General features: G+C 53.7%; 27 protein-coding genes. 15 read left to right on the forward strand and 12 right to left on the reverse strand.

The window, feature by feature from the left end; genetic code table 11:
- Window positions 1-107: 107 nt before the first annotated feature.
- Window positions 108-1,772, reverse strand: a complete 1,665-nt coding sequence (locus TH468_RS17010) for a thiamine pyrophosphate-binding protein (RefSeq protein WP_085645783.1) — start codon at window positions 1,770-1,772, stop codon at window positions 108-110.
- A gap of 60 nt (window positions 1,773-1,832) precedes the next feature.
- Window positions 1,833-2,531: a FadR/GntR family transcriptional regulator gene (locus tag TH468_RS17015; RefSeq protein ID WP_097051922.1), complete on the reverse strand. Its 699-nt coding sequence runs from the start codon at window positions 2,529-2,531 to the stop codon at window positions 1,833-1,835.
- 234 nt (window positions 2,532-2,765) lie between these two features.
- Here TH468_RS17015 and TH468_RS17020 point away from each other — a divergent pair, with 234 nt between their 5' ends.
- From TH468_RS17020 to TH468_RS17040, 5 genes are all read left to right on the forward strand, one after another.
- Window positions 2,766-3,677, forward strand: a complete 912-nt coding sequence (locus TH468_RS17020; protein WP_168177170.1) for an NAD(P)-dependent oxidoreductase — start codon at window positions 2,766-2,768, stop codon at window positions 3,675-3,677.
- A gap of 95 nt (window positions 3,678-3,772) precedes the next feature.
- Complete coding sequence (locus TH468_RS17025) at window positions 3,773-4,774, forward strand: TRAP transporter substrate-binding protein (RefSeq protein ID WP_139834748.1); 1,002 nt, start codon at window positions 3,773-3,775, stop codon at window positions 4,772-4,774.
- Window positions 4,775-4,873: 99 nt separating this feature from the next.
- Complete coding sequence (locus TH468_RS17030) at window positions 4,874-6,166, forward strand: TRAP transporter large permease (protein WP_062947850.1); 1,293 nt, start codon at window positions 4,874-4,876, stop codon at window positions 6,164-6,166.
- Entirely contained in the window at window positions 6,163-6,666 is a 504-nt protein-coding gene (locus tag TH468_RS17035) for a TRAP transporter small permease (protein ID WP_085645787.1), read from the forward strand. Before TH468_RS17030 ends, TH468_RS17035 begins: the two co-directional genes overlap by 4 nt.
- A 27-nt stretch (window positions 6,667-6,693) precedes the next feature.
- Complete coding sequence (locus TH468_RS17040) at window positions 6,694-7,023, forward strand: NIPSNAP family protein (RefSeq protein WP_085645788.1); 330 nt, start codon at window positions 6,694-6,696, stop codon at window positions 7,021-7,023.
- 167 nt (window positions 7,024-7,190) lie between these two features.
- On the opposite strand, the gene TH468_RS17045 is transcribed toward TH468_RS17040, so the two are convergent.
- From TH468_RS17045 to TH468_RS17060, 4 genes are all read right to left on the reverse strand, one after another.
- On the reverse strand, window positions 7,191-7,886 hold the full coding sequence (locus tag TH468_RS17045) for a Crp/Fnr family transcriptional regulator (protein WP_168177171.1): 696 nt from the start codon (window positions 7,884-7,886) through the stop codon (window positions 7,191-7,193).
- Entirely contained in the window at window positions 7,864-8,640 is a 777-nt protein-coding gene (locus tag TH468_RS17050) for a Crp/Fnr family transcriptional regulator (protein ID WP_085645790.1), read from the reverse strand. The genes TH468_RS17045 and TH468_RS17050 overlap by 23 nt, the downstream gene beginning before the upstream one ends.
- Before the next feature lie 70 nt (window positions 8,641-8,710).
- Entirely contained in the window at window positions 8,711-9,379 is a 669-nt protein-coding gene (locus TH468_RS17055; protein ID WP_085645791.1) for a Crp/Fnr family transcriptional regulator, read from the reverse strand.
- Entirely contained in the window at window positions 9,366-9,989 is a 624-nt protein-coding gene (locus tag TH468_RS17060) for a hypothetical protein (RefSeq protein ID WP_168177172.1), read from the reverse strand. The genes TH468_RS17055 and TH468_RS17060 overlap by 14 nt, the downstream gene beginning before the upstream one ends.
- A 367-nt stretch (window positions 9,990-10,356) precedes the next feature.
- On the opposite strand from TH468_RS17060, the gene TH468_RS17065 reads away from it, so the two are divergent.
- From TH468_RS17065 to TH468_RS17110, 10 genes are all read left to right on the forward strand, one after another.
- A complete protein-coding gene (locus tag TH468_RS17065) occupies window positions 10,357-12,084 on the forward strand; it encodes a nitrite reductase (RefSeq protein ID WP_085645793.1) in 1,728 nt (575 codons plus the stop codon).
- A gap of 74 nt (window positions 12,085-12,158) precedes the next feature.
- The gene (gene cobA / locus TH468_RS17070) at window positions 12,159-12,989 is read left to right on the forward strand and encodes a uroporphyrinogen-III C-methyltransferase (protein WP_085645794.1); all 831 of its coding nucleotides are present in this window, start codon (window positions 12,159-12,161) and stop codon (window positions 12,987-12,989) included.
- On the forward strand, window positions 12,973-13,311 hold the full coding sequence (locus TH468_RS17075) for a cytochrome c (protein WP_085645922.1): 339 nt from the start codon (window positions 12,973-12,975) through the stop codon (window positions 13,309-13,311). The genes cobA and TH468_RS17075 overlap by 17 nt, the downstream gene beginning before the upstream one ends.
- Window positions 13,308-14,531 (forward strand): cytochrome D1 domain-containing protein, encoded by a 1,224-nt coding sequence (locus TH468_RS17080; RefSeq protein WP_139834750.1) that lies wholly within the window; start codon window positions 13,308-13,310, stop codon window positions 14,529-14,531. Before TH468_RS17075 ends, TH468_RS17080 begins: the two co-directional genes overlap by 4 nt.
- A gap of 9 nt (window positions 14,532-14,540) precedes the next feature.
- Entirely contained in the window at window positions 14,541-15,002 is a 462-nt protein-coding gene (locus TH468_RS17085) for an Lrp/AsnC family transcriptional regulator (RefSeq protein ID WP_062960768.1), read from the forward strand.
- Complete coding sequence (locus TH468_RS17090) at window positions 14,993-15,565, forward strand: Lrp/AsnC family transcriptional regulator (protein ID WP_168177173.1); 573 nt, start codon at window positions 14,993-14,995, stop codon at window positions 15,563-15,565. Before TH468_RS17085 ends, TH468_RS17090 begins: the two co-directional genes overlap by 10 nt.
- Complete coding sequence (locus TH468_RS17095) at window positions 15,552-16,004, forward strand: Lrp/AsnC family transcriptional regulator (protein WP_062960769.1); 453 nt, start codon at window positions 15,552-15,554, stop codon at window positions 16,002-16,004. The genes TH468_RS17090 and TH468_RS17095 overlap by 14 nt, the downstream gene beginning before the upstream one ends.
- On the forward strand, window positions 16,001-16,534 hold the full coding sequence (locus TH468_RS17100; protein ID WP_062960770.1) for an Lrp/AsnC family transcriptional regulator: 534 nt from the start codon (window positions 16,001-16,003) through the stop codon (window positions 16,532-16,534). The genes TH468_RS17095 and TH468_RS17100 overlap by 4 nt, the downstream gene beginning before the upstream one ends.
- The gene (gene nirJ / locus TH468_RS17105; protein WP_085645795.1) at window positions 16,522-17,766 is read left to right on the forward strand and encodes a heme d1 biosynthesis radical SAM protein NirJ; all 1,245 of its coding nucleotides are present in this window, start codon (window positions 16,522-16,524) and stop codon (window positions 17,764-17,766) included. Before TH468_RS17100 ends, nirJ begins: the two co-directional genes overlap by 13 nt.
- On the forward strand, window positions 17,763-19,373 hold the full coding sequence (locus TH468_RS17110) for a cytochrome D1 domain-containing protein (RefSeq protein ID WP_085645796.1): 1,611 nt from the start codon (window positions 17,763-17,765) through the stop codon (window positions 19,371-19,373). Before nirJ ends, TH468_RS17110 begins: the two co-directional genes overlap by 4 nt.
- A 16-nt stretch (window positions 19,374-19,389) precedes the next feature.
- On the opposite strand, the gene TH468_RS17115 is transcribed toward TH468_RS17110, so the two are convergent.
- From TH468_RS17115 to TH468_RS17140, 6 genes are all read right to left on the reverse strand, one after another.
- Window positions 19,390-19,755: a cytochrome C oxidase subunit IV family protein gene (locus TH468_RS17115; RefSeq protein ID WP_085645797.1), complete on the reverse strand. Its 366-nt coding sequence runs from the start codon at window positions 19,753-19,755 to the stop codon at window positions 19,390-19,392.
- A 7-nt stretch (window positions 19,756-19,762) separates the two neighbouring features.
- Window positions 19,763-20,383 (reverse strand): cytochrome c oxidase subunit 3 family protein, encoded by a 621-nt coding sequence (locus TH468_RS17120; RefSeq protein ID WP_085645798.1) that lies wholly within the window; start codon window positions 20,381-20,383, stop codon window positions 19,763-19,765.
- Between the two features lie 14 nt (window positions 20,384-20,397).
- Window positions 20,398-22,365, reverse strand: a complete 1,968-nt coding sequence (locus TH468_RS17125; RefSeq protein ID WP_139834751.1) for a nitric oxide reductase activation protein NorD — start codon at window positions 22,363-22,365, stop codon at window positions 20,398-20,400.
- Window positions 22,366-22,381: 16 nt separating this feature from the next.
- Entirely contained in the window at window positions 22,382-23,191 is an 810-nt protein-coding gene (locus tag TH468_RS17130; RefSeq protein ID WP_085645800.1) for a CbbQ/NirQ/NorQ/GpvN family protein, read from the reverse strand.
- Between the two features lie 128 nt (window positions 23,192-23,319).
- Window positions 23,320-24,663, reverse strand: coding sequence for a cbb3-type cytochrome c oxidase subunit I (locus TH468_RS17135; protein ID WP_085645801.1), 1,344 nt, complete (start codon window positions 24,661-24,663; stop codon window positions 23,320-23,322).
- Between the two features lie 27 nt (window positions 24,664-24,690).
- Window positions 24,691-25,143, reverse strand: a complete 453-nt coding sequence (locus TH468_RS17140; RefSeq protein WP_085645802.1) for a cytochrome c — start codon at window positions 25,141-25,143, stop codon at window positions 24,691-24,693.
- Window positions 25,144-25,202: the final 59 nt, after the last annotated feature.

A 25,202-nucleotide genomic window follows, 5' to 3' on the forward strand; every position in this document is an offset into this window, starting at 1 on the left:
CGCCGGCAATCAGATGTTTTCCTGTCAGGTTGTAGAACATTGGTGCTTCCTGTTTTTCTCAAATCATCTGATGAATTTTTCTATGGGTAGAACCCGCGAATGTTCATTTACTGCGCGCTTGCTCGAAGTTCGGACAAGGAGAACCTCGGGGTAAGGTCTTCGGGGTCGGTGATCACTTCAATCACAGCCGACTTTCCCGATGCTGCCACCGCGTCAAAGGCGGCTGCAAACTGTTCTGTTTTTTCCACCCTGGCGGCTGCAATGCCATAGGCCTCGGCAAGTTTGCCAAAGTCCGGATTGACGATGTCGGTTCCGCTAACCCGACCGGGATAGTTTTTTTCCTGATGCATGCGGATGGTACCATACATGCCGTTATTTACCAGAATGACGATCACGCGCGCACCGAATTGTTGTGCGGTTGCCAGTTCCTGAAGCGTCATCTGGAAACAGCCATCACCCGCAAAACAGATGCTGAGCCGTTCGGGATGACGCAGGCTGGCCGCAATGGCGGCAGGCAGACCGTACCCCATTGTACCGGATGTCGGGGCAACCTGGGTTCTGAAACGGCGATGCTGATAGAAACGATGCACCCAAACGGTATAGTTGCCTGCACCATTGGTCAGAATTGCATCTTCGGGCAGATTTTCATTCAGATGCTGAATGATTGCTGCCAGATTGACCGGGCCATGCGACGTAGGGTTTGGCCTCGACCAGATCAGATAATCTTCACGCGCGGCCTTTGTCCAGTCGGCCCAGACCGTTTTGGCGATTGGGGCATTGCGTTTCACCAATGCAGAAAGTGCCTGTTTCATGCCGCTGCAGACGCCAAACTCCGGTGCATAAACACGCCCGATTTCATTTGCATCCGGATGGATATGAAGGATTTTCTGCCTAGCGACCGGGACATCAAGCAAAGTGTAACCCGATGTTGTGCAATCCCCTAGGCGTGCGCCCAGAACCAGCAAGACATCGGCATCGCGAATCCGCTTGGCTAACGCCGGGTTAATGCCCAAACCGGCATCTCCGACATAAGAGGAATGCAACGCTGACATTCGATCCTGACTACGGAAACTGCATGTAACCGGCAAGTTCCATGCCGCCGCAAAATCAGCAAGATCGGCACAGGCCTGTTCATCCCAGGTTTCACCACCAGCAATGATCAAAGGTGATTTTGCCTTAGAAAGGATTTCGACAATTTCCACAACCTGCTCATCCGACGGCGCGGCCTGTATCGGGGTAACTTTTGCAGGAAGCACGCCCATTTCGACCACATCCCGCAGCATGTCTTCGGGCAAGCCAAGAACAACCGGGCCCGGACGGCCAGAGGTTGCAACCTGAAAGGCACGGGTCAACAATTCGGGAATGCGCGCCGCATTATTGATTGTCGCTGTCCATTTCGTCTGGGTTCCGAAGATCGCCTTGAGATCAAACTCCTGGAAAGCTTCGCGTTCTTCGTCATCCCGCCCGATCAGGCCGACCAGCATGATGAGCGGCGTTGAGTCCTGATAGGCAACATGCACACCAGCATATGCATTTGACGCGCCGGGGCCGCGGGTGACCAGAACAATGCCCGGACGCCCGGTCAGTTTGCCATCCGCGTCGGCCATAAAGGATGCAGCGCCTTCATGCTTGGTTGCGACAAATTCGATTTTCGGGGTATCGACCAGTGCATCCAGAACCGCCAGGAAACTCTCCCCCGGCACCCCAAAAATACGATCGACGCCCTGCTGAACCAAGACATCAGCGATCAGTTGACCTCCCGTGCGTTGCATCGGTGCCTCCACTAGACTGTTATTGATGTAAATTTTTACAGGGGCCTGGCGCCCCTGATTTTATGTGTCTGCTAGGTCTGCGCGATCCGCCAGACGTTGTGCTGCAAGCGAATAGTGATACCGCACAGCCTGCGACGCTGCGGTTTCATCCTGCGCGCGAATGGCCTCAAGCACAGCCTTGTGTTCGGCTAGAACTTCCGCACTCCATTCCGTGACGCGCGCATTCTTCATGGCAACAGACCGCAATTCCATATCGATCCGGGTGTCAAGCATCGAAAGGAATTCCAGAATATACTGGTTGCCGGATGCCTCTGCGATCCGCTGATAAAAGCTGCGCTCTGCCAGTACATGCTTTTCTGCTGCGGCATCCCCACCCGACAGCGAGCGTTCCATGCTGTCATATGCCGTATCCATGAACTGCAGGTCTGCATCCGTCCGATGAACGGCGGCAAGCCCGGCGGCTTCGGATGTGATGCCTGTGCGCAGTTGCAGGATTTCAAGCAGTTTCTGGCGTTTTTCAAAGCATGCAGGACTGATCCGGAAGGCGCTTCGCGCGCTGGGCTCTGCAATGAAGGCGCCAACACCCTGCCGTGAATCCACCAAACCATCATGCTTTAGACGCGAAATCGCCTCGCGGATAACAGTTCGCGCAACACCAAAGCTTTCCGCCAGGCTTTGCTCTGTCGGGAGCTGTTCACCCGCCGACAGCTCACCTTCCAAAATCATGCGCGACAGCTTCTGGGAGATATCATCCGTCAAGCTCGGGCGCCTGCTTAGGCGTGTGAAAGAGTCCAACTGCCAATGCCTTTTTTCAATTCGTACCGATCAAGTCACCATTGATCCTTGCTTGTCGGCTTTATGCAAGCCCAACGATGTTTTTGTCAACATAAAAACAGGTTGTCAGACAACAAGAGGACATGCTATGCGAATGACCTATAAAGTTCACCCGCCGTCCGATACGACTGAGACAGCGGTTAAAAAATGGAGGAAAACGTGGCTTTTGAGAAAGTTTTAGGTTTTGTCGGCTTGGGCGGCATGGGAAGTGGCCTTGTTAAGAACATGCTGCTCAAAGGGGTTGCCGTTCATGTGATGGATCTCGATCCGAAGAAAGTCGAACTTGCTGAAAGTCGCGGTGCGAAAGTCTCCTCCTCCGTTTCTGAAATGGCCAGAACATGTGATGTGCTGGCGTTCTGTATCGGCAGAGCCGAGGACGTTCAGAAGCTGACCATCGATGGCGAAACCGGCTGTCTTAAGGATATGAAACCGGGGCAGATCATTCTGGACCACACAACCACAAGCCCGGATCACGTTGATCTGATGAGCAAGGTCTGCGGCAATGCCGGTGTCCGTTATTGCGAGGCACCAATGACGCGTACACCGCTTCATGCCGATCAGGGCTGCGTGAATGTTCTCTACGGTGGCGATACAGACTTGCTTGAGGAGCTTCGCCCCCTTTTTGACACCTATGCCGAAAATATCTTCCATGTTGGTCCAAGTGGCCATGCCATTCGCCTTAAACTGATCCACAACTTCATTGCATTCGCCAATGTGGCTTCCTTCTGCGAGGGCTTTGCGCTGGCGGCGAAAGAAGGACTGGATATGACCAAGGTCATCGACATCATTTCAGCCGCTGGCGGCAAAAGCGGCATGATGGACCTGTATGGTCGCAAGACTCTGGAACGCGATTTCACCCCGTATATGGCCCTTGAATGGGCGGAAAAAGATGTCGGCTATTACGTGCGCTGGCTCGAAAAAGCGGGACTACCGGGCTTTATGGCAAGTTCCGTCCATCAGACCTATTCGCTGGCTTCCATCATGGGCTTTGGTCAGGAAGGCTGCACGGCCGTGATCAAGGCATACGAGAAGCTTTCCGGCGTCGAAGCCGCCTTCCCCAAAGATTCCTGAGGCCTTCCTGAAGCCTCTTTGGGGATCACTTGAAATGCCATCCCCCAACAAGAAAAAGCGTGTGAAGCGCATTTATATTCACCGGAGGAAACATCTTGAAAAACCAAAGAATGACCAAGGCTGCCTTGTCGGTTCTGGCAACGCTGCTTTCCGTTTCAGCAATCTCGTCAATCCAGTCCGCACAGGCTGAAACCGTTTTACGCCTGTCGCATTTCGCGGCCGAAACGCACCCGGGGCATATTGCCGCCAAGCAGTTCAAGGAAAACGTTGAAAAGCGCACCAACGGCGAAGTCGTCGTTGAACTGTATCCTGCAAACGAACTGGGCGCGCCGCCAGAGCAACTTGAACAAACCGTTCTGGGCATCATTGACATGAACCTCCCGACGCAGGGAGCGCTCGATAAATATGAAAAGGCATTTGGTACGGTTATGACGCCGTTTGCCTTTAGCAGCTATGACGAAGCACATCGGGTTCTTGACGGACCGTTTATGGAATGGGCGGCTCCCAAGCTTGAAAAGCAGGGTCTGGTCATGCTGTCGAACTGGGAATACGGCTTCCGCAATGTGACCAACTCGGTCAGACCGATCAATTCGCCAGATGACCTTGCGGGCCTGAAGTTGCGCACGCCGCCAGAACTGCAAATCGTCGCAGCCCTTGAAGCCGCAGGGGCACAGACCACACAAATCGCCTTCCCTGAATTGCCCGGCGCCCTTACCGCCGGTGTTGTCGACGGACAGGAAAACCCGATTGGCGTGATTTATCACAACAAGCTTTATGAATTGCAGGACCATCTGGCACTTACACGCCACGTCTACAATTCCATGGTGCATGTCATGAACAAGGCAAAATGGGATGCGCTTTCGGGCGAGGAACAGACGATTGTTCGTGAAGAAAGCGTCGCTGCGGGTAACCTGATGCGCAAACTTGTCCAGGAGCAGGAAGAAAAAGAACTTGCCGCAATCAAGGAAAGCGGCGTTCAGGTCACAGAGCCAGATCTTGCCAAGTTCAAGGCAAAGATGGGTCCAGCATATGAGCGTGTAAGCGAATATTCCGGCGAGGAAAATATGAAAACATTCCTTGGTTTTCTCGAAAACTAAACCAGAAATCTGATCGGCGTTTTCCCGATAAGCTTTCTTCGGAGGGGGTGTTCCGTACCCCCTCCTCTCGCACCCTGTCTTTTCTGAAAGTCTAAGATCATGCTCGCACTCATTGTGCTTCTTGCACTTGTAGGGTTGATCGTTTTTGGTGTGCCAATTGCCGTCGCACTGGCTGTCACCGCGATCGGCACCTATGTGGCGCTTGGTGAAACCGCAATTCTGACGATGTTGCCGCAACGCATGTATTCGGCGACCACATCCTTTACCCTTCTTGCGATCCCGTTTTTCATCCTGGCAGGTAACCTGATGAATACAGGTGGCGTGACAGAACGCATTTTCCGGTTTGCATCGGCCCTGGTCGGGCATATTCGCGGCGGTCTTGGACAGGTCAATGTCGTCGCCAGTCTGATTTTTTCCGGCATGTCGGGTGCCGCTGTTGCCGATGCAGCCGGACTTGGCCAGGTTGAATTCAAGGCAATGCGCGATCGTGGATATGATGAACGATTTTCCGCCGCAATCACCGCTGCATCTTCGACCATCGGACCGGTTTTTCCGCCCAGTATTCCGTTTGTGATTTTTGCCAGCCTGACCGGTGTTTCCGTCGTAAAACTCTTCCTGGCGGGTGTCGTGCCTGGGCTTTTGATGGCCGTTGCGTTGATGGCCGCCGTTTACGTGGTTGCGGTTATTCGCAAATTCCCGCGTGAAATGCGCGCAAGCTACCGCGAACTTTGGGCATCGTTCAAGGCGGCATTCCTTCCGCTTGGTACCCCTGTCATTATTATCGCCGGTATTCTTACCGGGATTTTTACCCCGACCGAAGCCGGTGTTACAGCAAGCTTTTATGCCGCATTCCTTGGTCTTTTCGTTTATCGCGAAATCCGCATTGCCGATTTGCCAAGCATTCTGTGGAATACGCTGCTTCATACCATCCGCGTGTTGTTTGTAATCGCTGCCGCCGGTTTCTTTGGTTGGCTCTTGATCCATCAGCGGGTCCCCAACAGCGTGATTACGGGCCTTTTGTCCCTGTCCGATAATCCGGCTGTCATCATGTCGCTGATCGTGGTGATCTTGCTGGTGCTTGGCATGTTCCTTGAAGGAATTGCGGTGATTGTCATCACCGTTCCGATTTTCATGCCGATCATGACCACGCTTGGCGTTGATCCGGTTCAATTTGGCGTCATCATGATCATGTGCTCGATGATCGGCTTGCTGACACCACCCGTCGGCATGGTGCTGTTTGCAATATCAAGCGTAACACAAGTCCCGATCTCGCCGCTTGTTCGTGAACTTTGGCCCTATCTGCTTGGCATCGTTGCCGTTCTGGTTCTGGTGATTTGCATCCCGCAAGTATCAACCTGGCTTCCCGAACTGGTCATGGGAGGCGGCAGATGATGAAATCACTGACGCTTATCGACCGTTTCGTCGGCGTCGTATTGCGCACAATCGCCATCGTCTGTCTGGCTGTTCTGATGGTTATTCTCGGTGGCAATGTCATCGCGCGCATGACCGGCTGGTTTTCGCTGGGCTGGTATGATGAGATCATCGAACTGTGCTTTGCCTGGATGATCTTTTTCGGTGCTGCCGAACTTTGGCGGGAAAACCAGCATTTTCGGATCGACTGGCTTTATTACTCGCTGCCAAAGGCGAAACGACGCATCCATACGATACTCGTCTCCCTGATCAACATTGTCTTCCTTGCCTTCCTAATGGTGGAAGGAAGCAACCTTGCGCAGAAAAGCTCGGCATTAACGCCAATCATCGGGTTCCCTGTAGCCCTGCTCTATGCCTGTATCCCGATCAGTGCAGCCATCATGCTGGCCTATGCCATTGCAGATCTTTTCAGACATTCCCCCCGGCATGCCGCCGAGGTTGAAGTCATCGACGATATGTAACCCCACATGAAACCAAGGAAATTGAACATGATTTACGATCACCGCACCTACACCTGCCGGCCGGGCACCATTGCCAAGCACCTGAAGCTTTATGAAGCAGAAGGTTGGCAGATTCAGAAAAAACATCTGGGGGATCCGGCCGTTTATGCGGCAACTGAAACGGGTGACGTCAATTCCTATGTCCACATCTGGCAATACGAAAGTGCCGCCGATCGCGCGGCGAAACGCGCCAAGCTGAAAGCCGATCCGGAATGGCAGGAATATCTGAAAAAATCAGCCGAAGCTGGCTATCTGATCAGTCAGATCAACAAAATCCTTGTTCCGACGGGTTTTTTCTCTGATCTGAAAAAAGACTAAGCTGATTAAGGGCAAATGGCACACAAAAAGCTATTTGCCCTCTCACCTCAAGCCTAAGATAAAACCGAGAGCAACAAGTTACCCTTAACCCAAAATCCAGTTGCTTCACTCGCAAGGCATCCGCTTACTAGCTTGCCACTATTTGGCGATAAAATCGTATGAAGCTCTTACCGAGACAGCTCTACTAAAACCGCCCTATCAAGAATTCTCAGCTTCGATCCTGCTGCAATTGCACCGGCAGCTTCCAGTTTGCGAAGCGAGCGAGAGAATGTCTCTGGCGTAATGCCGATCCGGCTTGCGATCTGACGTTTTTCAGGAAAGTTCGTCTCGTCCTCGCCACCCAGATTCTCGCCACTGCGTTCTTCGAAATCGATCAGGAAAGACGCAATTCTCTGGATCGGTTTGGTGTGGCGAATTTTGAAAATTTCTTCGAGGAAGAATCGTTCCCACCGCAGAAGTCCGGCAAGGACTTCGGCCATGACATCGGGCGCACTGCGTAAAACGGAAAGATAGGTATCGCGCGGAATGGCGATGATCTCGCAATCTTCCATGACCTCGCATTCCACCGGATATGCCCGACCGGCCAACGAAACGGCTTCGGCGAATGCCCCCGGTTGGGTCAGGAAATGCATGACGGTTTCTTCGCCCTGCGGGGAAACCTTTACAAGGCGCAAGTGCCCGGAAAGCAGGACATAGAAGTTACGGGCAACATCACCGGCACGAAACAGATGTTCGCCGCGCGAATGGCATTCAACACGACATTTTGCCATCAGATTATCAAGCCGCGCCGCGCCAAGAGCAGACAGGAACGGGACCTGTCGGACGATATCGTAATCGATTTCAGACAGCGGTCTTGAACGCATCTTCGCCCCCTTCCTTGGCATCATTCCCAGACAACCCGCACCAATCGGCCAGCATTTCCGCATCTGCAATCCGGATAATGTGACCATTGGCATGTTGCGAAACACCAATTTCAGAAAGTTTCTTAAGCGCGCGCGAGATCGTTTCGCTGGTCATTCCCAACTTGCGGGCCAAGGCAGACTTTTCAATGGTCAGGGGTGTTTCATGCACACCGTCAATCGGCACCGCATCTGCCAGGAAATAGATCGCCAGACGTTGTGCCGCAGACCGGCATTTAAGCTCTTCGGCCTGTCGCAACATCTGACACAACCGTTCTGTCATGGCCGACATCATGGTCAGTGCACGGTCGAAATGGGCCGTAAGAAAATCGGCAAAGCCAGCACCATCAATACGAACCGCTGTTGTTGCCTCCAAGGTACGAACCGAAACCGCATAACAGCCATCGGGCACCAATGCGCATTCCCCGACAAGCTGACCATTCCCCAGAAGATCAATGACCCCGTCTTTACCGTCCCGATCCTTGAAAGACAATTCGACATGCCCGTTCACAATCAGATAAAGCGCTGACGCCGTTTCATCTGCCGAAATCATCATTGTATCAGTGTCAAACCTGACCCATTGGCATAGGGATGCCAGTTCAAGGATATCTTCCTGCGGCCATGTTCGGAAATAGTTCGCAAAGCGAAGAACACCGGAAATGCGTTCGACATCATTCATCACGGCATCGTCCATTGTAGAAAAAAGGGAAGATTGCATTTACTGGAATAACTCTAACATCAGCCCAGATGATCAAGTTTGTTCCAGATCAATTTTGATCGGAAAACGCTTATCGACGCGAGAACTGCCTTAGCCCTTCTACATCAAGGATGCTCATCCTTGTATCCCGGGCAATAAATCCGTCGTCTTCAAGTTTGCGCAATGCGCGTGAGAATGTTTCCGGGGTGACACCGATCCGGTTTGCGATGACATGCTTGGGTACGATTTCCGCATCGTCAGACTGCGAGAGCAAAAATCCGGCAAGGCGCTGCGATGGGCTTCGCTGGCGCAAATCATTGAGCTCCCTGTAGAAAAACCGTTCCCTCTCGATCAATGACTGCATCATCCGACCAATCATCGCCTTGTCATTCCTGAGGCGATTGACCAGTTGCAGCCTGCTGATTGCGATGATCTGGCTGCCCGGATCGCATTCGGCAGACACCGGATACTTTTGCCCGGAAAGGACCACAGCCTCGGCAAAAGACTCGCCTGCTGAAACAAGATGAAAAAGGGCGACACGCCCATCACCGAGAATTCGAAACAGACGCACCTGTCCCTTGATGACAATAAAGAACTGTTCGGCGGGCTCCCCCTCGCTAAACAGCAATTCACGGCCTTTATAAATCACAACGGCCGCGCCATTTGTCATCGATACGATTTCATCGCGCGAGAAGGCAGAAAGAACTGCCACCTTCGACATCAGACTGAAATCCGCATCATTCAGGTTACGGCGTGACATGATCGGCTCCAAACTCTGTCCGAGCTGACTGCGATGGTTGAAAACTGATTCTGCGATGATGTCGACCGCAATTCACATGATCGGCCAACAGCGAAGACAACTCCCACCACGTGCCAACCGGTGCGAGCATGCCGACTTTCTCATCAGACCGGGAATTAACAGAAGCCGGAATATCAATGCGGCAATGCGCCCCGTCCCCCGTCATAAGGGGAACAAAAAGGGCATTTCTGCTCCTGGTCATGTTTCGCCAGTTGGCGAGAGACGGTTGGCCATCAATCTGAACATTGTGAATGTCATCATGATCAAGATGCCGGCAAAGCATCCCGCGCAACTGCTGCATTTCAGGCGATGGGCAGATGTCACTCTTCTGCCCGTGTGACACCAGAAAAATTGCCGTTTTATCCTTTTGATTTCCCCCCGCCTTTAACCGGGTAGCAATTCGAGCTGCCAGCATCCGGTCATATCCGGGCAAGTGCCCAGCAAACGGCAGAAGTGCCTTCTGCTCCAACCGGGCATCGGCAACAAGTGCGGACAGTTCAGCCACCAAACCGGCACCCGGCGTAAAGAACAGGGGAAAGACAAGCACGTCAGACGCCGAATTCCGCGTCATGACCTTCAACACATTCCCCGCTGATGGAGTTGATCGCAAAAATGAAAGGCGGATGTCGAAATGCGGTAACAGACGTTGCAGATGCGCGGAAAACATCACGCCGGGCACTGCACCCGTTCGTCGCGTTCCATGCGCGACAATCATCAAAACCGGATCGCAGACGGACATAACCATTCCCCTGTTTCACTCTCTCTGAACGCATTTTGCGGGCTTTTCCCCCAAGCGTATTGACTCCCGTCAAGAGTGGAACGGCTCAAAACCATAATGTTCTTATGGTTATTTGATCATCATCAAGGCTGCATCGCGTCGAAAGATCAAATCTCCGCAACCGGGAGCGAAGGCTTTCATTTTCCTAATGGAGGGACGCATGAAACTCACAACTCGGCTGAAACGGTCGGCGGCACCGCTTGCACTTGGTTTCGGCCTTATCTTTGCCTCGGTGGCAATCGCCCAGGAAAAACATCCTGACAGCGAAAGCACCTATGAACCCAGTCTCGAGTCACTTCCGACTGATGGATCACAGCCTGGCGCACACGAAGGTGTGCCCACGATGACGGCCGATGAATTCAATCAGGGTCGCAAGATTTTCTTTGAACGTTGCGCAGGTTGCCACGGCGTGTTGCGCAATGGTGCAACCGGCCCTGCCCTGACAACGGACCGCACCCGCGATCTTGGTTATGACTATCTGCATGACTTCATTACCTATGGATCGCCGGGCGGCATGCCGAACTGGGGAACGTCGGGTGAACTGTCCGAAGAACAGGTCGACATCATGGCCCGCTATGTCCTGCAGGACCCGCCCCAGCCGCCGGAATGGGGTATGGAAGCCATGAAGGAAAGCTGGAAAGTCGCCGTTCCGGTTGACCAGCGTCCGACCAAGAAGATGAACGATCTTGATATCGAAAACCTCTTCTCGGTAACGCTTCGTGATGCAGGTCAGATCGCCCTTATCGACGGTCACGACTACAAGATCAAATACGTTATCGACACCGGATATGCTGTTCACATTTCGCGTGTATCTGCATCGGGTCGATATCTGCTGGTTATCGGTCGTGATGCCAAAATCGACATGATCGATTTGTGGATGAAAGACCCGCAGGTCGTCGCGTCCCTTAAGGTCGGTCTGGAAGCACGGTCTGTCGAAACATCCAAAATGAAGGGATGGGAAGATAAATACGCCATCGCCGGTTCGTACTGGCCGCCGCAATATACGATCATGGACGGCGAAACGCTTGAACCGCTCAAGATCGTTTCGACCCGTGGCATGACCTATGATGAACAGGAATACCATCCGGAACCCCGTGTTGCGTCCATCGTGGCATCGCACTACAACCCGGAATTCGTGGTTAACGTCAAGGAAACCGGTCAGGTTCTTCTGGTCAACTATCAGGATCTTGACGCTCTTCAAGTCACCTCGATCAGCGCGGAACGGTTCCTGCATGACGGTGGTTTTGACGCAACAGGCCGGTATTTCCTTGTCGCGGCCAACGCACGGGACCGCGTTGCCGTCATTGATACCAAGGAACGCAAGCTAAGCGGGATTGTCGATGTTGGTATCAAACCGCATCCGGGTCGCGGGGCGAACTTCATCCACCCGGAACTCGGTCCGGTCTGGGCAACCAGCCATCTTGGCGATGACACCATTGCATTGATCGGCACTGATCCGGAAAAACACCCGGAAAATGCGTGGAAAATGGCGGCATCCATTGACGGGCTCGGCGGCGGGTCGCTGTTTATCAAAACCCACCCGAAATCAACCAATCTGTGGGTTGATGCACCGCTGAACTCGGATGCCGAGATTTATCATTCGGTTGGTGTGCTTGACATCAATAATCTTGATGCCGGTGTTGAAACACTACCGATCGCCGAATGGGCCGATCTGGGCGACGAAGGTGCGCAGCGCGTTGTTCAGGGTGAATACAACAAACAGGGTACTGAAATCTGGTTCTCTGTCTGGAATGGCAAAGCTGAAAAGTCAGCCATTGTGATTGTTGATGACAAAACCCGGAAGCTCAAGAAGGTCATCAAAGATGATCGCCTTGTGACCCCGACGGGCAAATTCAACATCTACAACACCCAACACGACATCTACTGATCTGCAGAACCGGAGGCCATCCACGGCCTCCGGACTTCCCGCATTTGAAACCTTGCCAAAACAGGGGAAAAGCCATGCAAAAATCCGGGCGTATTTATCTTGTCGGAGCCGGGCCAGGCGATCCTGAATTGCTGACCATAAAGGCAGCACGCCTTCTGGACCGCGCGGATGCCGTTATCTATGACCGGCTTGTCTCCGATGAAATACTTGAACTGGCCAACCCGTTTGCAGAACGCGTTTATGTCGGAAAATCCACAGGATCCCACAGCCTGAAGCAGTCCGAAATCAATACGCTTCTGGTACATATGGCCAGAAAACATTGCCACATCGTTCGTCTGAAGGGCGGGGATCCGTATATTTTCGGACGCGGGGGTGAAGAGGCAGAATGGCTTAGCCTGCATGATGTTCCGTTTGAAGTTGTTCCCGGAATTACAGCCGCCGCAGGATGCATGGCACAACTTAATCTACCGCTGACCCATCGCGGTCTGGCAACCAGTGTACGCTTTGTCACCGGTCACATGCAGGCAGACGCAGAACCCCATCACGACTGGCGTTCTTTGGCCGATCCGGACACTACGCTTGCGATTTACATGGGCGTAAAAACCATGCCGGTAATCGCGGGCAAACTGCTTGAACATGGGTTGCCCACCGATACGCCGGTGATGATTATCGAAAACGGCTCCACACCGGATCAACGACATTTCCGCAGTACGCTTGGCAATGTCTGTGACGATCTGAACCGCCTAGATTTTGACCCACCCTGCATGATTGTCATTGGCCGCGTCATTTCACTAGCGGATCGACTATCACTGCCCGAGGCCGAACTTCTATCCGAAAGCCGGTTTGACCAAAACCCAGCACCCGACTTCCCCGATGGGGGTCTACGTTATGCCCATACTGCGTAATTCCCTCGTGATCGTGATCACCACGCTCGCTTTGGCGGGGACCTATTCAGTAAGTGCGGAAAACGCGACTTCTTCCCGAAGCCCCCATGCGCTGGAGCAAATGGTGCGTCAGGATTGCGGTTCCTGTCATGGCCTAACGTTTAAGGGAGGTCTGGGATCGCCCCTTTTACCGGAAAGCCTTGCGGCTTACAGCGTCGAGGATTTGACAACCATCATCCTCGACGGATTGCCCGGGACAGCCATGCCACCCTGGCGCGCAATCGTGACACCCGATGAGGCCACGTGGATGGCCCGCTATCTGAAAACAGGAGAACCCGAATGATGCGCATTGCATTTTCGGCCCGCATTCCTTCCACCGCGTTACAGGCAACCCGCAACCTTTTGGTTTTTGGGGGCATTTTGCTTTTGGCGGGCTGCGCAAATATCTCATCCGTTCGCGGGACGGCTGATCTGGCAACCGTCGTTGCCCGGGCCACTGGCGAAGTTGCGATCCTTGATACAAGCACCCGCCAGTTTACCGGAATTGTCGATGGTCTGGGGGATCTGTCACATGCCTCGATCGTTTATTCCCGGGACGGCCGGTTTGCGTTCGTCTTTGGCCGCGACGGCGGATTGACCAAGGTCGACATCTTGCAGCGCAGGATTATCGACCGGACCCTGCAGGCAGGCAACAGTATTGGCGGAGCCATCAGCCAGGACGGCAGACTGGTGGCGGTTGCCAATTACGAACCCGGTGGTGTACGTGTTTTCGATAGTGAAACACTCGATCTAGTCGCAGACATTCCCGCAACCATCGGCGACGGCCCAGATCGTTCGAAGGTCATCGGGCTGGTTGATGCGCCGGGTAACCGCTTTGTTTTCAGCCTTTGGGATTCCGGCGAAATCTGGATTGCCGATTTTTCAACCGGCACCATCCCAAAGATCCGCCGCTATAAAGATATAGGAACGCAGCCCTATGACGCGCTGATCACATCCGATGGTCGCTATTACATTGCCGGCCTATTTGGCGAAGACGGCATGGCATTGCTTGATCTTTGGTATCCGGAAAATGGCGTGCGCCGCATCCTTGATCATTACGGCATGGGCGAAGAACGCTTACCCGTTTACAAAATGCCCCACCTTGAAGGCTGGGCGATTGCGGGGAAACGCGCATTTGTACCCGCCATCGGTCGCCACGAAGTTCTCGTGATTGACACCGAAAACTGGCAGCAGATCGGACGTATTCCCGTCCATGGACAGCCCGTTTTCGTCATGGCCCATCCCGATAACAGGCATGTCTGGGTCAATTTCTCGGTCCCGGATTACGACACCGTCCAGATAATCGACACGGAAAGTCTGGCAATCGTCGAGGAACTGAAACCCGGCACCGGTGTCCTGCATATGGAATTCAGTCCACGTGGCGATCAGGTCTGGCTGTCCGTTCGTGATGACAACAAGGTCGTTGGATACAACCCCTACACGCTCCAGCCGATTGCCGAACTTCCGCTCCCCAGTCCCAGTGGTATTTTCATGTCTGACCGTGCCGGACGGATCGGGTTGTAGGAGGCCATCATGAGCACCGAACTCACCCGCCTACAGACCCGGCTGATCGAACATTTTCAGCGCGGTTTCCCGACGACGCCACGCCCGTTTGAAACCATCGCCAATGAACTGGGCACCAACGAAGACGCGGTGATTTCCGCCATTTCCGATTTGAAGGACAAAGGTTATCTCGACCGGATTGGCGCGACCTATGCGACCGGGCGCGCAGGGGCATCAAGCCTTGCGGCGATGGAAGTTCCAGATGATCAGCTTGAAAAAATTGCCGCCCAAGTCAGCCACTTTACCGAAATCAATCACAATTACGAACGCGAAGATAAACTCAATCTATGGTTCGTCGTGACCACCGCCGATCAGGCCAGTCTGGATACGACAATCAAGGCAATCGAAGCCAAGACAGGCTTCCCGATATATCGGATGCCGATGATCGAACATTACCGTCTCGATTTGGGATTTGCGTTGAAATGGAACTGAGCGAGCTTCAACACCGGCTGATCAAAAGACTGCGCGACGGCTTGCCAATCGGCAAACGTCCCTACGCAAATATTGCCAATGACCTCGGCACGACCGAGGAAACGGTGATCGAAACGCTTGAACAGCTTATCGCCCACAAGGTTATCAACCGTTTTGGCATGATCATCCGTCATCGCGCACTTGGTTATCAGGCCAATGCGATGTGCGTTTTCGATATCGGTGATGATGCGGCATCCGACATTGGCAAGGCCATGGCGACACTGCCTTATGTCACCTTGTGTTATCGCCGGGAACGGGTTGCCGGTGTCTGGCCATACAATCTTTATTGCATGATCCATGGTCGCGACCGGCTGACCGTCCGGGCACAAATCCGCCATCTGATCGCGCGTCTGGAACTGCATGATGCGCCCCACAAGGTTCTTTTCAGCAAGCAATGCTTCACCCAGCGGGCGGGAAAATATGGTGCCCCAGCGATATCCGCATCCTTATCCGCATCCGGGCCTGCATCGACGCAGACGATCCCGTTCCCGATAAAATCAGGGAAGTACCATGAACAAGCTTGAACGCGATCTGATCAATAATCTTCAAGGCGGTTTCCCGATCTGCGCCCACCCGTTTCAGGTTCTGGCCGAACGTCTTGGTTATGACGAACAAACCGTCATTGACGGTGTCAAAAGGCTGATCGCGGACGGATATGTCAGCCGGTTTGGGCCGCTTTACAACACGGAAAGACTTGGTGGTGCTGTAACCCTTGCCGCGATTGCTGTCCCACCTGATCGCTTTGACGAGGTCGCCGAACAAGTCAATGCGTTTGACGAAGTCGCTCACAATTACGCCCGTGAAGATGCGCTTAATATGTGGTTCGTGATCCTTGCCGAGGATGAAAAAAAACTTCAGCACGTCATCACCCGGATCGAAAACGCAACCGGCCTTCGGGTGCTGAGTTTCCCAAAGGAACGGGAATATTTCCTTGAATTGCATCTGGAGGTTCCCGATCAATGATTTCCTTTCTGAACCAACCAGAACTGCCGGAACTTGATGAAATCGATCATGCCCTGATCCATGCGACGCAAACCGGATTGCCGTTAACGCCGTCACCCTACGGGGATATCGCGCTGGGCCTTGGACTTGGCCCGGATGAAGTTGAACAGCGCTTGCAACGGTTGCACGATGTCGGTGTCATCCGGCGGATCGGCATCATTCCCAACCATTACCGGCTGGGCTATCGCGCCAACGGCATGAGCGTCTGGGACATCAATGATGAAGCCGTTGATGCCATGGGCGAGATGATCGGAAAGCTGGATTTCGTATCGCACTGCTATCGCAGGCCGCGCCACCTGCCCGGTTGGCCATTCAACCTGTTTGCCATGGTCCACGGTACGACACGTGAAACGGTCGAGGCCAAGGTTCAGGATATCCTCGACCTTTTGGGCGAGAATGTCCGCAACCACCGCATTCTTTACAGCAACCGAATCCTTAAAAAAACCGGCCTGCGTTGGCGCAAAAGCGGAGAAAAGAAATGTTGCGGTTAAGCCAGTATATCCGTGCTGCCATCGACATTGCCGAAAATGGTACGGCTCCCGTTGCGACCTCGCGTAAGCATGCCCCGCTTTCCAATCGTGGGCCTGTCGTTATCTGGAACCTGATCCGGCGGTGCAATCTGACCTGCAGGCATTGCTATGCCTCCGCCGTTGATAAGGATTTCCCGGGCGAACTGACGACAAAACAGGTTTTTCACACCATGGAAAATCTGCGCGATTTCAATGTTCCGGTGTTGATCCTGTCGGGTGGCGAACCGCTTATGCGGCCCGATATTTTTGATATTTCGGCCTATGCCAGGGAACTTGGTTTCTATGTCGCACTGTCAAGCAACGGAACCCTGATCGATGATAGAAACATCGATCAGATAGCAGCCGCCAATTATGACTATGTCGGGATCAGTCTGGACGGGCTTGGCGCAACACATGATTATTTCCGCCGCCTTGAAGGCGGGTTTGATCTTGCGCTTCGGGGGGCAAAACTATGCCGTGATGCCGGATTGCCGGTTGGCATCCGTTTCACCATGACCCGCGAAAACTATCAGGACCTTCCCGGCCTTCTTGACCTTGTTGAACAGGAAAAGATCGACAAGTTCTATTTTTCGCATCTGAACTATGCCGGTCGCGGAAACCACAACCGCAAGGACCATGCATTCTACAATATGACCCGCGAGGCACTTTTGATGATGTTTTCCCGCTGCGAAGCAGATGTCAAAGCAGGCATCGCGCGCGACTATGTGACGGGCAACAACGATGCCGACGGGGTTTTCCTGAAATTCTGGATTGACGAACATTACCCGGCAGCATCCAACCAGATCGGGAAAATGCTGCAACGCTGGGGCGGGAACGCATCGGGTGTCAATGTTGCCAATATCGACAATCTGGGCAATGTCCATCCCGATACCATGTGGTGGCAACACACATTGGGCAATGTCCTGAAACGGCCGTTCTCGGAAATCTGGCAGGATGTCAGCGACCCTTTGATGGCCGGTCTAAAGCAACGCCCCCGTCTTGTGCATGGTCGCTGCGGCGAATGCCAATATCGCGATATTTGCGGCGGTAACACGCGAACGCGCGCCTATCAACTAACCGGTGATCCGTGGGCCGAAGATCCGGGCTGTTATCTTGATGATGCCGAACTTGGCATTGCTGGCGACCATAACCGTATTGAAACCGTTCCGTTTTCCGCAACCAGACGCCACGGTCAGGTGGAGGTCACATCATGACCACCGTCGTCAAGTCTGCCTTGGCGCGGATCGGCCTTGGCACGATGCTGGTTTCCGGTTTGATCGGCACGACAAACGCCTTTGGCCAAACCGCCCTTTCATCTGCCCAGATTGCCGATGCCAATGCGTTATATGCAACGCATTGTGCCGCCTGTCACAATGGCGACCGGCTGGGTGGAATGGGTCCGGCCCTTTTACCCGAAAGCCTCGAAAAAATGCGCGGCAACGGCATTTCGGATGTCATTCGCGATGGCCGCGCGGCAACGCAGATGCCGGCCTTTGGCGAAACCCTTGCCGCAACGGAAATCACCCTTCTGGCCGACTGGTTGCGACAACCGATGGACAGGTCGCCAGAATGGGGCATGTCCGAAATCGTCCAAAGTCACGACGTTTTCATCGATCCGGCGGAACTGCCCGACAAACCGAAATTCGAAGGTGATCCTTTAAACCTGTTCACAATTGTCGAGGCGGGCGATCATCACGTCACGATCCTTGATGGTGATACGTTCGAACCCCTTGATCGTTTTCCAACCCGCTTTGCCCTGCATGGCGGGGCGAAATATTCTCCGGACGGTCGTTTTGTCTATCTGGCGTCGCGCGATGGCTGGGTTCAGATGTATGACCTTTATTCCCTGCAAACCGTTGCTGAAATCCGGGTCGGCCTGAATACGCGAAATGTGGCGGTATCCGATGACGGCCGCTATGTGATGGCGGGCAACATGCTGCCGCACAATCTGGTTTTACTGGATGCACGGGATCTGACACCAATACGCGAGTTCGCCGTTATCGGTGATGATGGCAAATCATCTCGTGTTTCGGCGGTATATACCGCACCACCGCGCCATAGCTTTATCGTCGCCCTGAAAGACCTGCCCGAAGTTTGGGAAATTTCCTATGCCGATGATCCACGTCCGGTCTATCCCGGTTTCGTTCATAACTACGAAGCCAACATGGTCGAAGCACTGGATGTTCAGAACGGCCCATTCCCAGTCAGACGTATTCATCTTGATGATAGTCTGGATGATTTCTTCTTCGATCAGGATTATCGCCACCTGATCGGGGCGACGCGCAATGGCCGCGATGGGCAGGTAATCAATCTGAATGTCGGCCGAAAGGTTGCCGATATCGCACTGGAAGGCATGCCCCATCTTGGTTCAGGCATCACCTTTGACTATCAGGGCCATTCGGTGCTGGCGACACCGCACCTGAAAGATTCCAAAATCAGCGTCATCGACATGGAAAGCTGGCAGACCATCAAAACCATCGCAACAAAAGGCCCCGGATTTTTCACCCGCAGCCATGACAACACGCCTTATGCCTGGGTCGATGTATTCTTTGGCCCGGACAAGGACGTGGTCCATATCATCGATAAACGCACACTCGAAATCGTCAAAACGCTCCGCCCCGAACCCGGCAAGGTCGCGGCCCATGTCGAATTTGACCGCAGCGGCAAACACGCGCTGCTCTCGATCTGGGACGATGACGGCGCAATCATCGTTTACGATGCCCAAACATTCGAAGAAATCAAACGCATCCCGATGAAAAAGCCGGTTGGGAAATATAACGTGTTCAACAAAATCACTTATTCCGCCGGCACCAGCCATTAAAATCGGTTCAAACGGCTTAGCGGTTCATTAAAATCATGGCTGCCTGTGCGGCCAGAACGCCTGCGAAAATCACGATCAGAAACGCGATGAACAATCCCCGCCATCCGCCCGCAGATGGACCAAGTCCAAGATAATATCGCAAAATCAGCCACGCCTTGAGGCTCCCGACCATCATGATAGTCATGGCGGGCACAATGCCAAGCATCGCACCTGTACGATCATCACCGATCAGGGCAAGAACCATCGACATGACGGTCGTGCCACTGGCGAGCAACCAGACAAAAATGGCCGTGCGCGACGAAAGCCCATGCCCGTCGCTTGGCATCGTGGACGAGGCTGAAATATCGTCGGTTTCTGTCGCGACTGGAAGATGTCGGTCCATGGTTTCCTCACCGCAAAAGATAGATCACAGGAAACACCAATACCCAGACCATATCGATCATGTGCCAGAATGCCGTTCCGGTTTCGATATTTGTCAGGTTCGGCCATATGGCAACAACGCCCAGCACCCCAAGCCCCATCACCACATGCAGGGCGTGGAAGCCGGTGATCAGGTAATAAAGCGTGAAAAACGCGCTGGATTCCAAACCGATCCCGGCATCAATTTTGGAGCCATATTCAATAAGCTTCACGATCAGGAAAACGATACCCAAAACCGCCGTCCCCGCCAACCAGACCCGGCATTGCAGAACTGCATCCTTTTTGATGGCACGAATGGCAAAAACGGCAAAAAGGCCGCTTGTCAGAAGAACAAGCGTATTAATCCCGCCCATGACCCGGTCAAGGTAAAACTGATCATTGGCAAATCCCGCTGGGTCACCAATTCTTGCCGCCGAAAATGTCAACAGAAACGCCCCAAAGACAACCAGTTCCGACAGGATCAGAACCCACATCAACGGATGCCCCGGCAACGCTTCAAGCCCACCCCAAGCATCCGAAGCAGATTGCGGGTCATGATCCTTCAGGCCGAAACCGTCATGCTGCGTAACCGTGTCCTGATCGAGTCCCATCTGACACCCCGTTTTCAACGTACAAGTTGGCGATAGATACGTGGTAAGGCCGCCGGAAGGTTTTCCAGCTTGCTGACAATTGCGTGCCCGCCTGCCCCAAAGATATAGGGGAAGTAATCCTGTGCCCTTTGATCGACCGTTACACCGAAAAGGCCAAGCCCTGCCTTTCGGCATTCACGTACCGCACGGCGGCTATCCTCTATGCCGTAGCGACCTTCGTAATGGTCGATATCATTTGGCTTGCCATCCGTGATTACCAGCATCAACCGGTGTTGGTGCGGTCGATCTCCCAACAGCTTTCCAACATGGCGGATGGCAGCCCCCAACCGGGTGTAATAACCGGGCCGAAGCTTCTGTATCCTTTTCTGGGTACGGGGTGACCAATCCTCGTCGAAATTCTTGATCGCATTGATCCGCACCCAGTCGCGGCGACGGGATGTAAAGCTGAAGACACCAAATTCGTCCCCGCAGGCGTCCAGCCCACCGGCCAGCACCGAAAGCGCCTGCTTTTCGACATCAAGAACCCGGTGATCCTGTATCCAGGCATCGGTCGACAATGATACATCGACCAGTACCGCAACCGACAAATCGCGTGCCCGTCGAACCGTGTTCAGATACAGCCTGTCACTAAGTTCGCCACTGCCTTTCTGGTCACACCGGGCGCGCACCAATGCCTCAAGGTCAAGCTCGCTTCCGTCACATTGCGCGCGCAGCGTTTCATGGCGCGGCCGAAACGCTTCGAATTGGCGGCGAACCTGACGGATTTGGCGTCGTTCGGTTTCACCCGGATGCCAGACATCACACTCACTGACTTTTTCATCACCGGATTGCATGATGACTTTGCAGAAATCCGGGCGATACGATTGATGACGGTAATCCCATTCCGGATAGGTCCATTCACCAATCACGCGTCCTTCATCAGCTTCGCGTGGCGGCAGATCCAGATCGAAACGCAATTTGGTTGCCGCTTTGCGTTTGCAGTCGGAAATTTCCATTTCGTCGAGCTCGTCGGCCGCTTTTTTCGCGTCCTGCTCGTCCTCGTCATCCATCGGCCGATTGACATTGACCATCTCGGCAATCGAAAGGATTTTTTCAAACCGGTTTAATGCGAGGGGATCATTGCGACCAGCCTGATCATTCTTGCGCCGGCGGGCGCGCTTTTTGTGTTCCTGACTGCCATCTGACGAATTTCCGTCCTCGTCCATGTCGGTATCGGCAACACGACCGGCCGTGCCCGAACAAATGGCCTCGCCCCAAAGCGGAACGGGAAGAAACGGCGCATAACGATGCGGTTGCAAACCCGCAATATTGATCAGACCTGTAATGTCGGCATTAGCGCCAACGGCGTTCACAACAGGCCATAGATCGTTTTCATGCGGCTGCCCTGTGGCCCCAAGAATCTTCAGAACACATTCTTCGATATGCTGTTCGCATCGGGGCAGGGGACGAACCGGTCGCAACGCCAGAAACGCATCATACAGGCGTTGCCGCAAACCGATGATACCGGGGAAATTGTGGCACACATCCCGATCGGTTTGTCGTGCCCGGGAAAGCCGCATGATATCGGCCAATAACGGGCTTTGCGCAATGTCCGCCGAAATGGTTTGCGGTTCCGAAACCGCAAACCATGCCATCAGCCAGATATAAAAATCACGGTTAAGGTCACGCGACGGAAACAGTGAAATGGACGCCGGCAGCTTTAACGATGCCTCATTCATTTCGGCCATTGTGATCTGTTCATCCACCAGACCGATCCGCTGCCGCCAGCGTAACCGATGCCCCGAAACCCGTTTATCGATCTGGGCAAATTCCAGCGCCGGATCACCACCAAGGGTGCGAAAGATCACCGGCAAATGACTGCGCAATTCGGCAAACGTGATCGCGTGCTCAGCATGATCGCGATAGCTTTCCTGATTGCGCGACGCAATCCGGTGCCAGATCATGCCGACCTGTTCTTCGAATTCCAGAAAATCGAAACTCATCATCGCCTCCCGGCTGTCAGCCCCGGATAATCCCGATGGCCTTGCGAAGGCCCGCCTTGATATCCGCGTCATCCGACAGAGGTTCGATGATGGCGGCATTGATGGCGTCATCAAATGCAACATTGGCCATCAAAAGTGTCGCGCAATAAACCAGCAACCGGGTTGAAACCGCTTCTTCAAGATCAATACCGGTAAGCTTGCGAATATTGCCAGCGATACGCACCAGAAGGGCTGCGCGTTCAACATCGATCCCGGTTTCACGCATGATCACCGCTTTTTCGGTTTCCGCATCCGGGAAGTCGAACTCGACCGCCAGAAAACGTTGCCGGGTCGATGGTTTCAGTTGCTTCAGAAGGTTCTGGTAACCAGGGTTATAGGACACCACCAGCATGAAATTGGCCGGCGCTTCCAGAAGCTCGCCCGTCCGGTCCAGCGGCAAAAGACGACGGTCATCAGTCAATGGGTGCAGGACCACCGTCACGTCCTTGCGCGCCTCCACCACCTCATCGAGATAGCAGATCCCACCGTGGCGGACCGCGCGCGTCAACGGGCCATCCACCCAAACGGTTTCCCCGCCCTTGATCAGATAGCGCCCCGTCAGATCCGCCGCCGTCAAATCGTCATGGCAGGAAACGGTATAAAGCGGAACACCAAGCTTTGCCGCCATATGCGATACAAAACGCGTTTTCCCGCAACCGGTCGGTCCCTTCAGCAACAAGGGCAGATGCTGCTGCCAAGCCGTTTCAAACAACTGCTGTTCATTGCCGGTAGACTGATAATAAGGAACGTCCTGATCTGGGAGTACGTCTTTAAGAGCGGTCTGCATGTGAATGCTCCTTGGAAAATAGAAAGGCCGAAAATGACAACGACCGGTCGCGGGAACCAACCGGTCGTTGTCCGCCATGTGTCGTCATGGAAGAGAGCATGAAATCGAACACACAGACTTGATTGCCGTCATTCGGCGGGCTGACGTGCCCCTGCGGTTACGCGTCCACCTCGCGGTGCGACCACAAGCGACCAGATGATCATGGTGACACCGATCAGCACGACTACCCCCGCTCCCAAACGCATCCAGTAGAACAGGGCAACCTGATCCTGCACCTCCATGTAATTCATCCCCAGAACACGTTGCAGATGGGTCTGAACGACACCCGCAAATGTCAGGGTAAAGGTCATGAATGCCATCGCACTGGTCGTGATCCAGAAGCCCCACATATTGAGCTGCTGGTTATAAGGTTCACGCCCGCGAAGATAAGGCAGCGCATAGGTGAAGATTGCCAGATTAAGCATCACATAGGCCCCGTAGAAAGCCAGATGGCCATGTGCTGCGGTAATCTGTGTTCCGTGGGTGTAGTAATTGATCGACGACAGGGTATGCATGAAGCCCCATACGCCCGCGCCAAAAAACGCCATGACCGAACAGCCAAGCGACCAAAGTAGGGCCGCCTTGTTCGGATGATCCCGACCACCTTTCCAAACCATGTAGAAGCAGAAAACAACCATGGCAAAGAAAGGAACGACTTCCAGCGTCGAAAACACGTTACCGATCCACTGCCAATATCCCGGAGTTCCGATCCAGTAATAGTGATGGCCGGTACCCAGAATGCCGGTAAACAGCGAAAGTGAAACCATGACATAAAGCCATTTTTCAACGACTTCGCGATCAACACCCGTCATCTTGATCATCAGAAACGCCAGGATCGACGCCATGATCAGTTCCCATACACCTTCGACCCACAGATGCACGACATACCACCAGTACATCTTGTCTACCGCAAGGTTCGACGGATTATAGAACGCAAACAGGAACAGCAACGCGACGAACCAAAGGGCAACCATCAGTACGTTCGATACTGCGGTTTTCCGCCCCTTAAGCAGTGTCAGCGTGGTGTTGTAAAGGAACATCAGCGCCACCACGACGATACCGACCTTGATCGGCAAGGGCTGTTCAAGGAACTCGCGTCCTTCGTGATAGCCAAGGATGTATCCGACAACTGCAGCAGCGGTTGCCGCCATGAACAGCCAGAACTGGATGATCGCCAGTTTCGGGCTGTGCAGTTCGGTTTCGCATTCTTCGGGCAGCAAATAATAAGCCGCCCCGAAATACCCCATCAACAACCAGACGATCAGGGCATTGGTGTGGATCATGCGAATGACGTTGAACGGCAATAGTTCGGACAAAACGTTTGGAAAAACATAGACAGTGCCCGCCACCACGCCGAACAGAATCTGGGCTGCGAACAATGTCAGCGCACCGTATATGTAATACAGCGCAACCTTTTGCGATTGATATTTCATTGTAGCCTCGTTTCCATCAGCACCGGATTATCCCGCCTCGTTTGGCGGCCAGTTCTGGGTGTCGATTTCACTGGTCCATTTCAGGAAGTCGACAAGCTCGTCGAGCTCCTGATCTGTAAGGTTGAATTGCGGCATCTGGCGGCGGCCTTCGATGCCTGTGGGCTGTGCGGCCATCCATGCCTTAAGCATATCGCGCGCACCTTCCGGATCATCTTCACCGCCATACCGCACCCAGACATTGCCAAGTTCAGGCGCGAAATAGGCACCCTCGCCCAAAAGCGTATGGCAGTTGATGCATGAATTACGTTCCCAGACATGCTTGCCCGCGACAACCGATGGCGTCAGCTGATCCTGATTGCTGGACTCGTTGACGATATAGTTGTGGCTGTGCAAGGTCAGTCCGACGAAGATGACCAGAAAGAAGATCGTTCCGCCGTAGAAAATGTTCCGGGCGGCAGATTTTGTCAGTCGTTCCGACATGTGAACGGATCCTCACTCCGATTGGCAGTTCAATGCCGCTCTGTCCCCAAAACGGCGTC

The sequence above is a fragment of the Thalassospira sp. MCCC 1A03138 genome (assembly GCF_002115785.1).
Lineage (GTDB): Bacteria > Pseudomonadota > Alphaproteobacteria > Rhodospirillales > Thalassospiraceae > Thalassospira.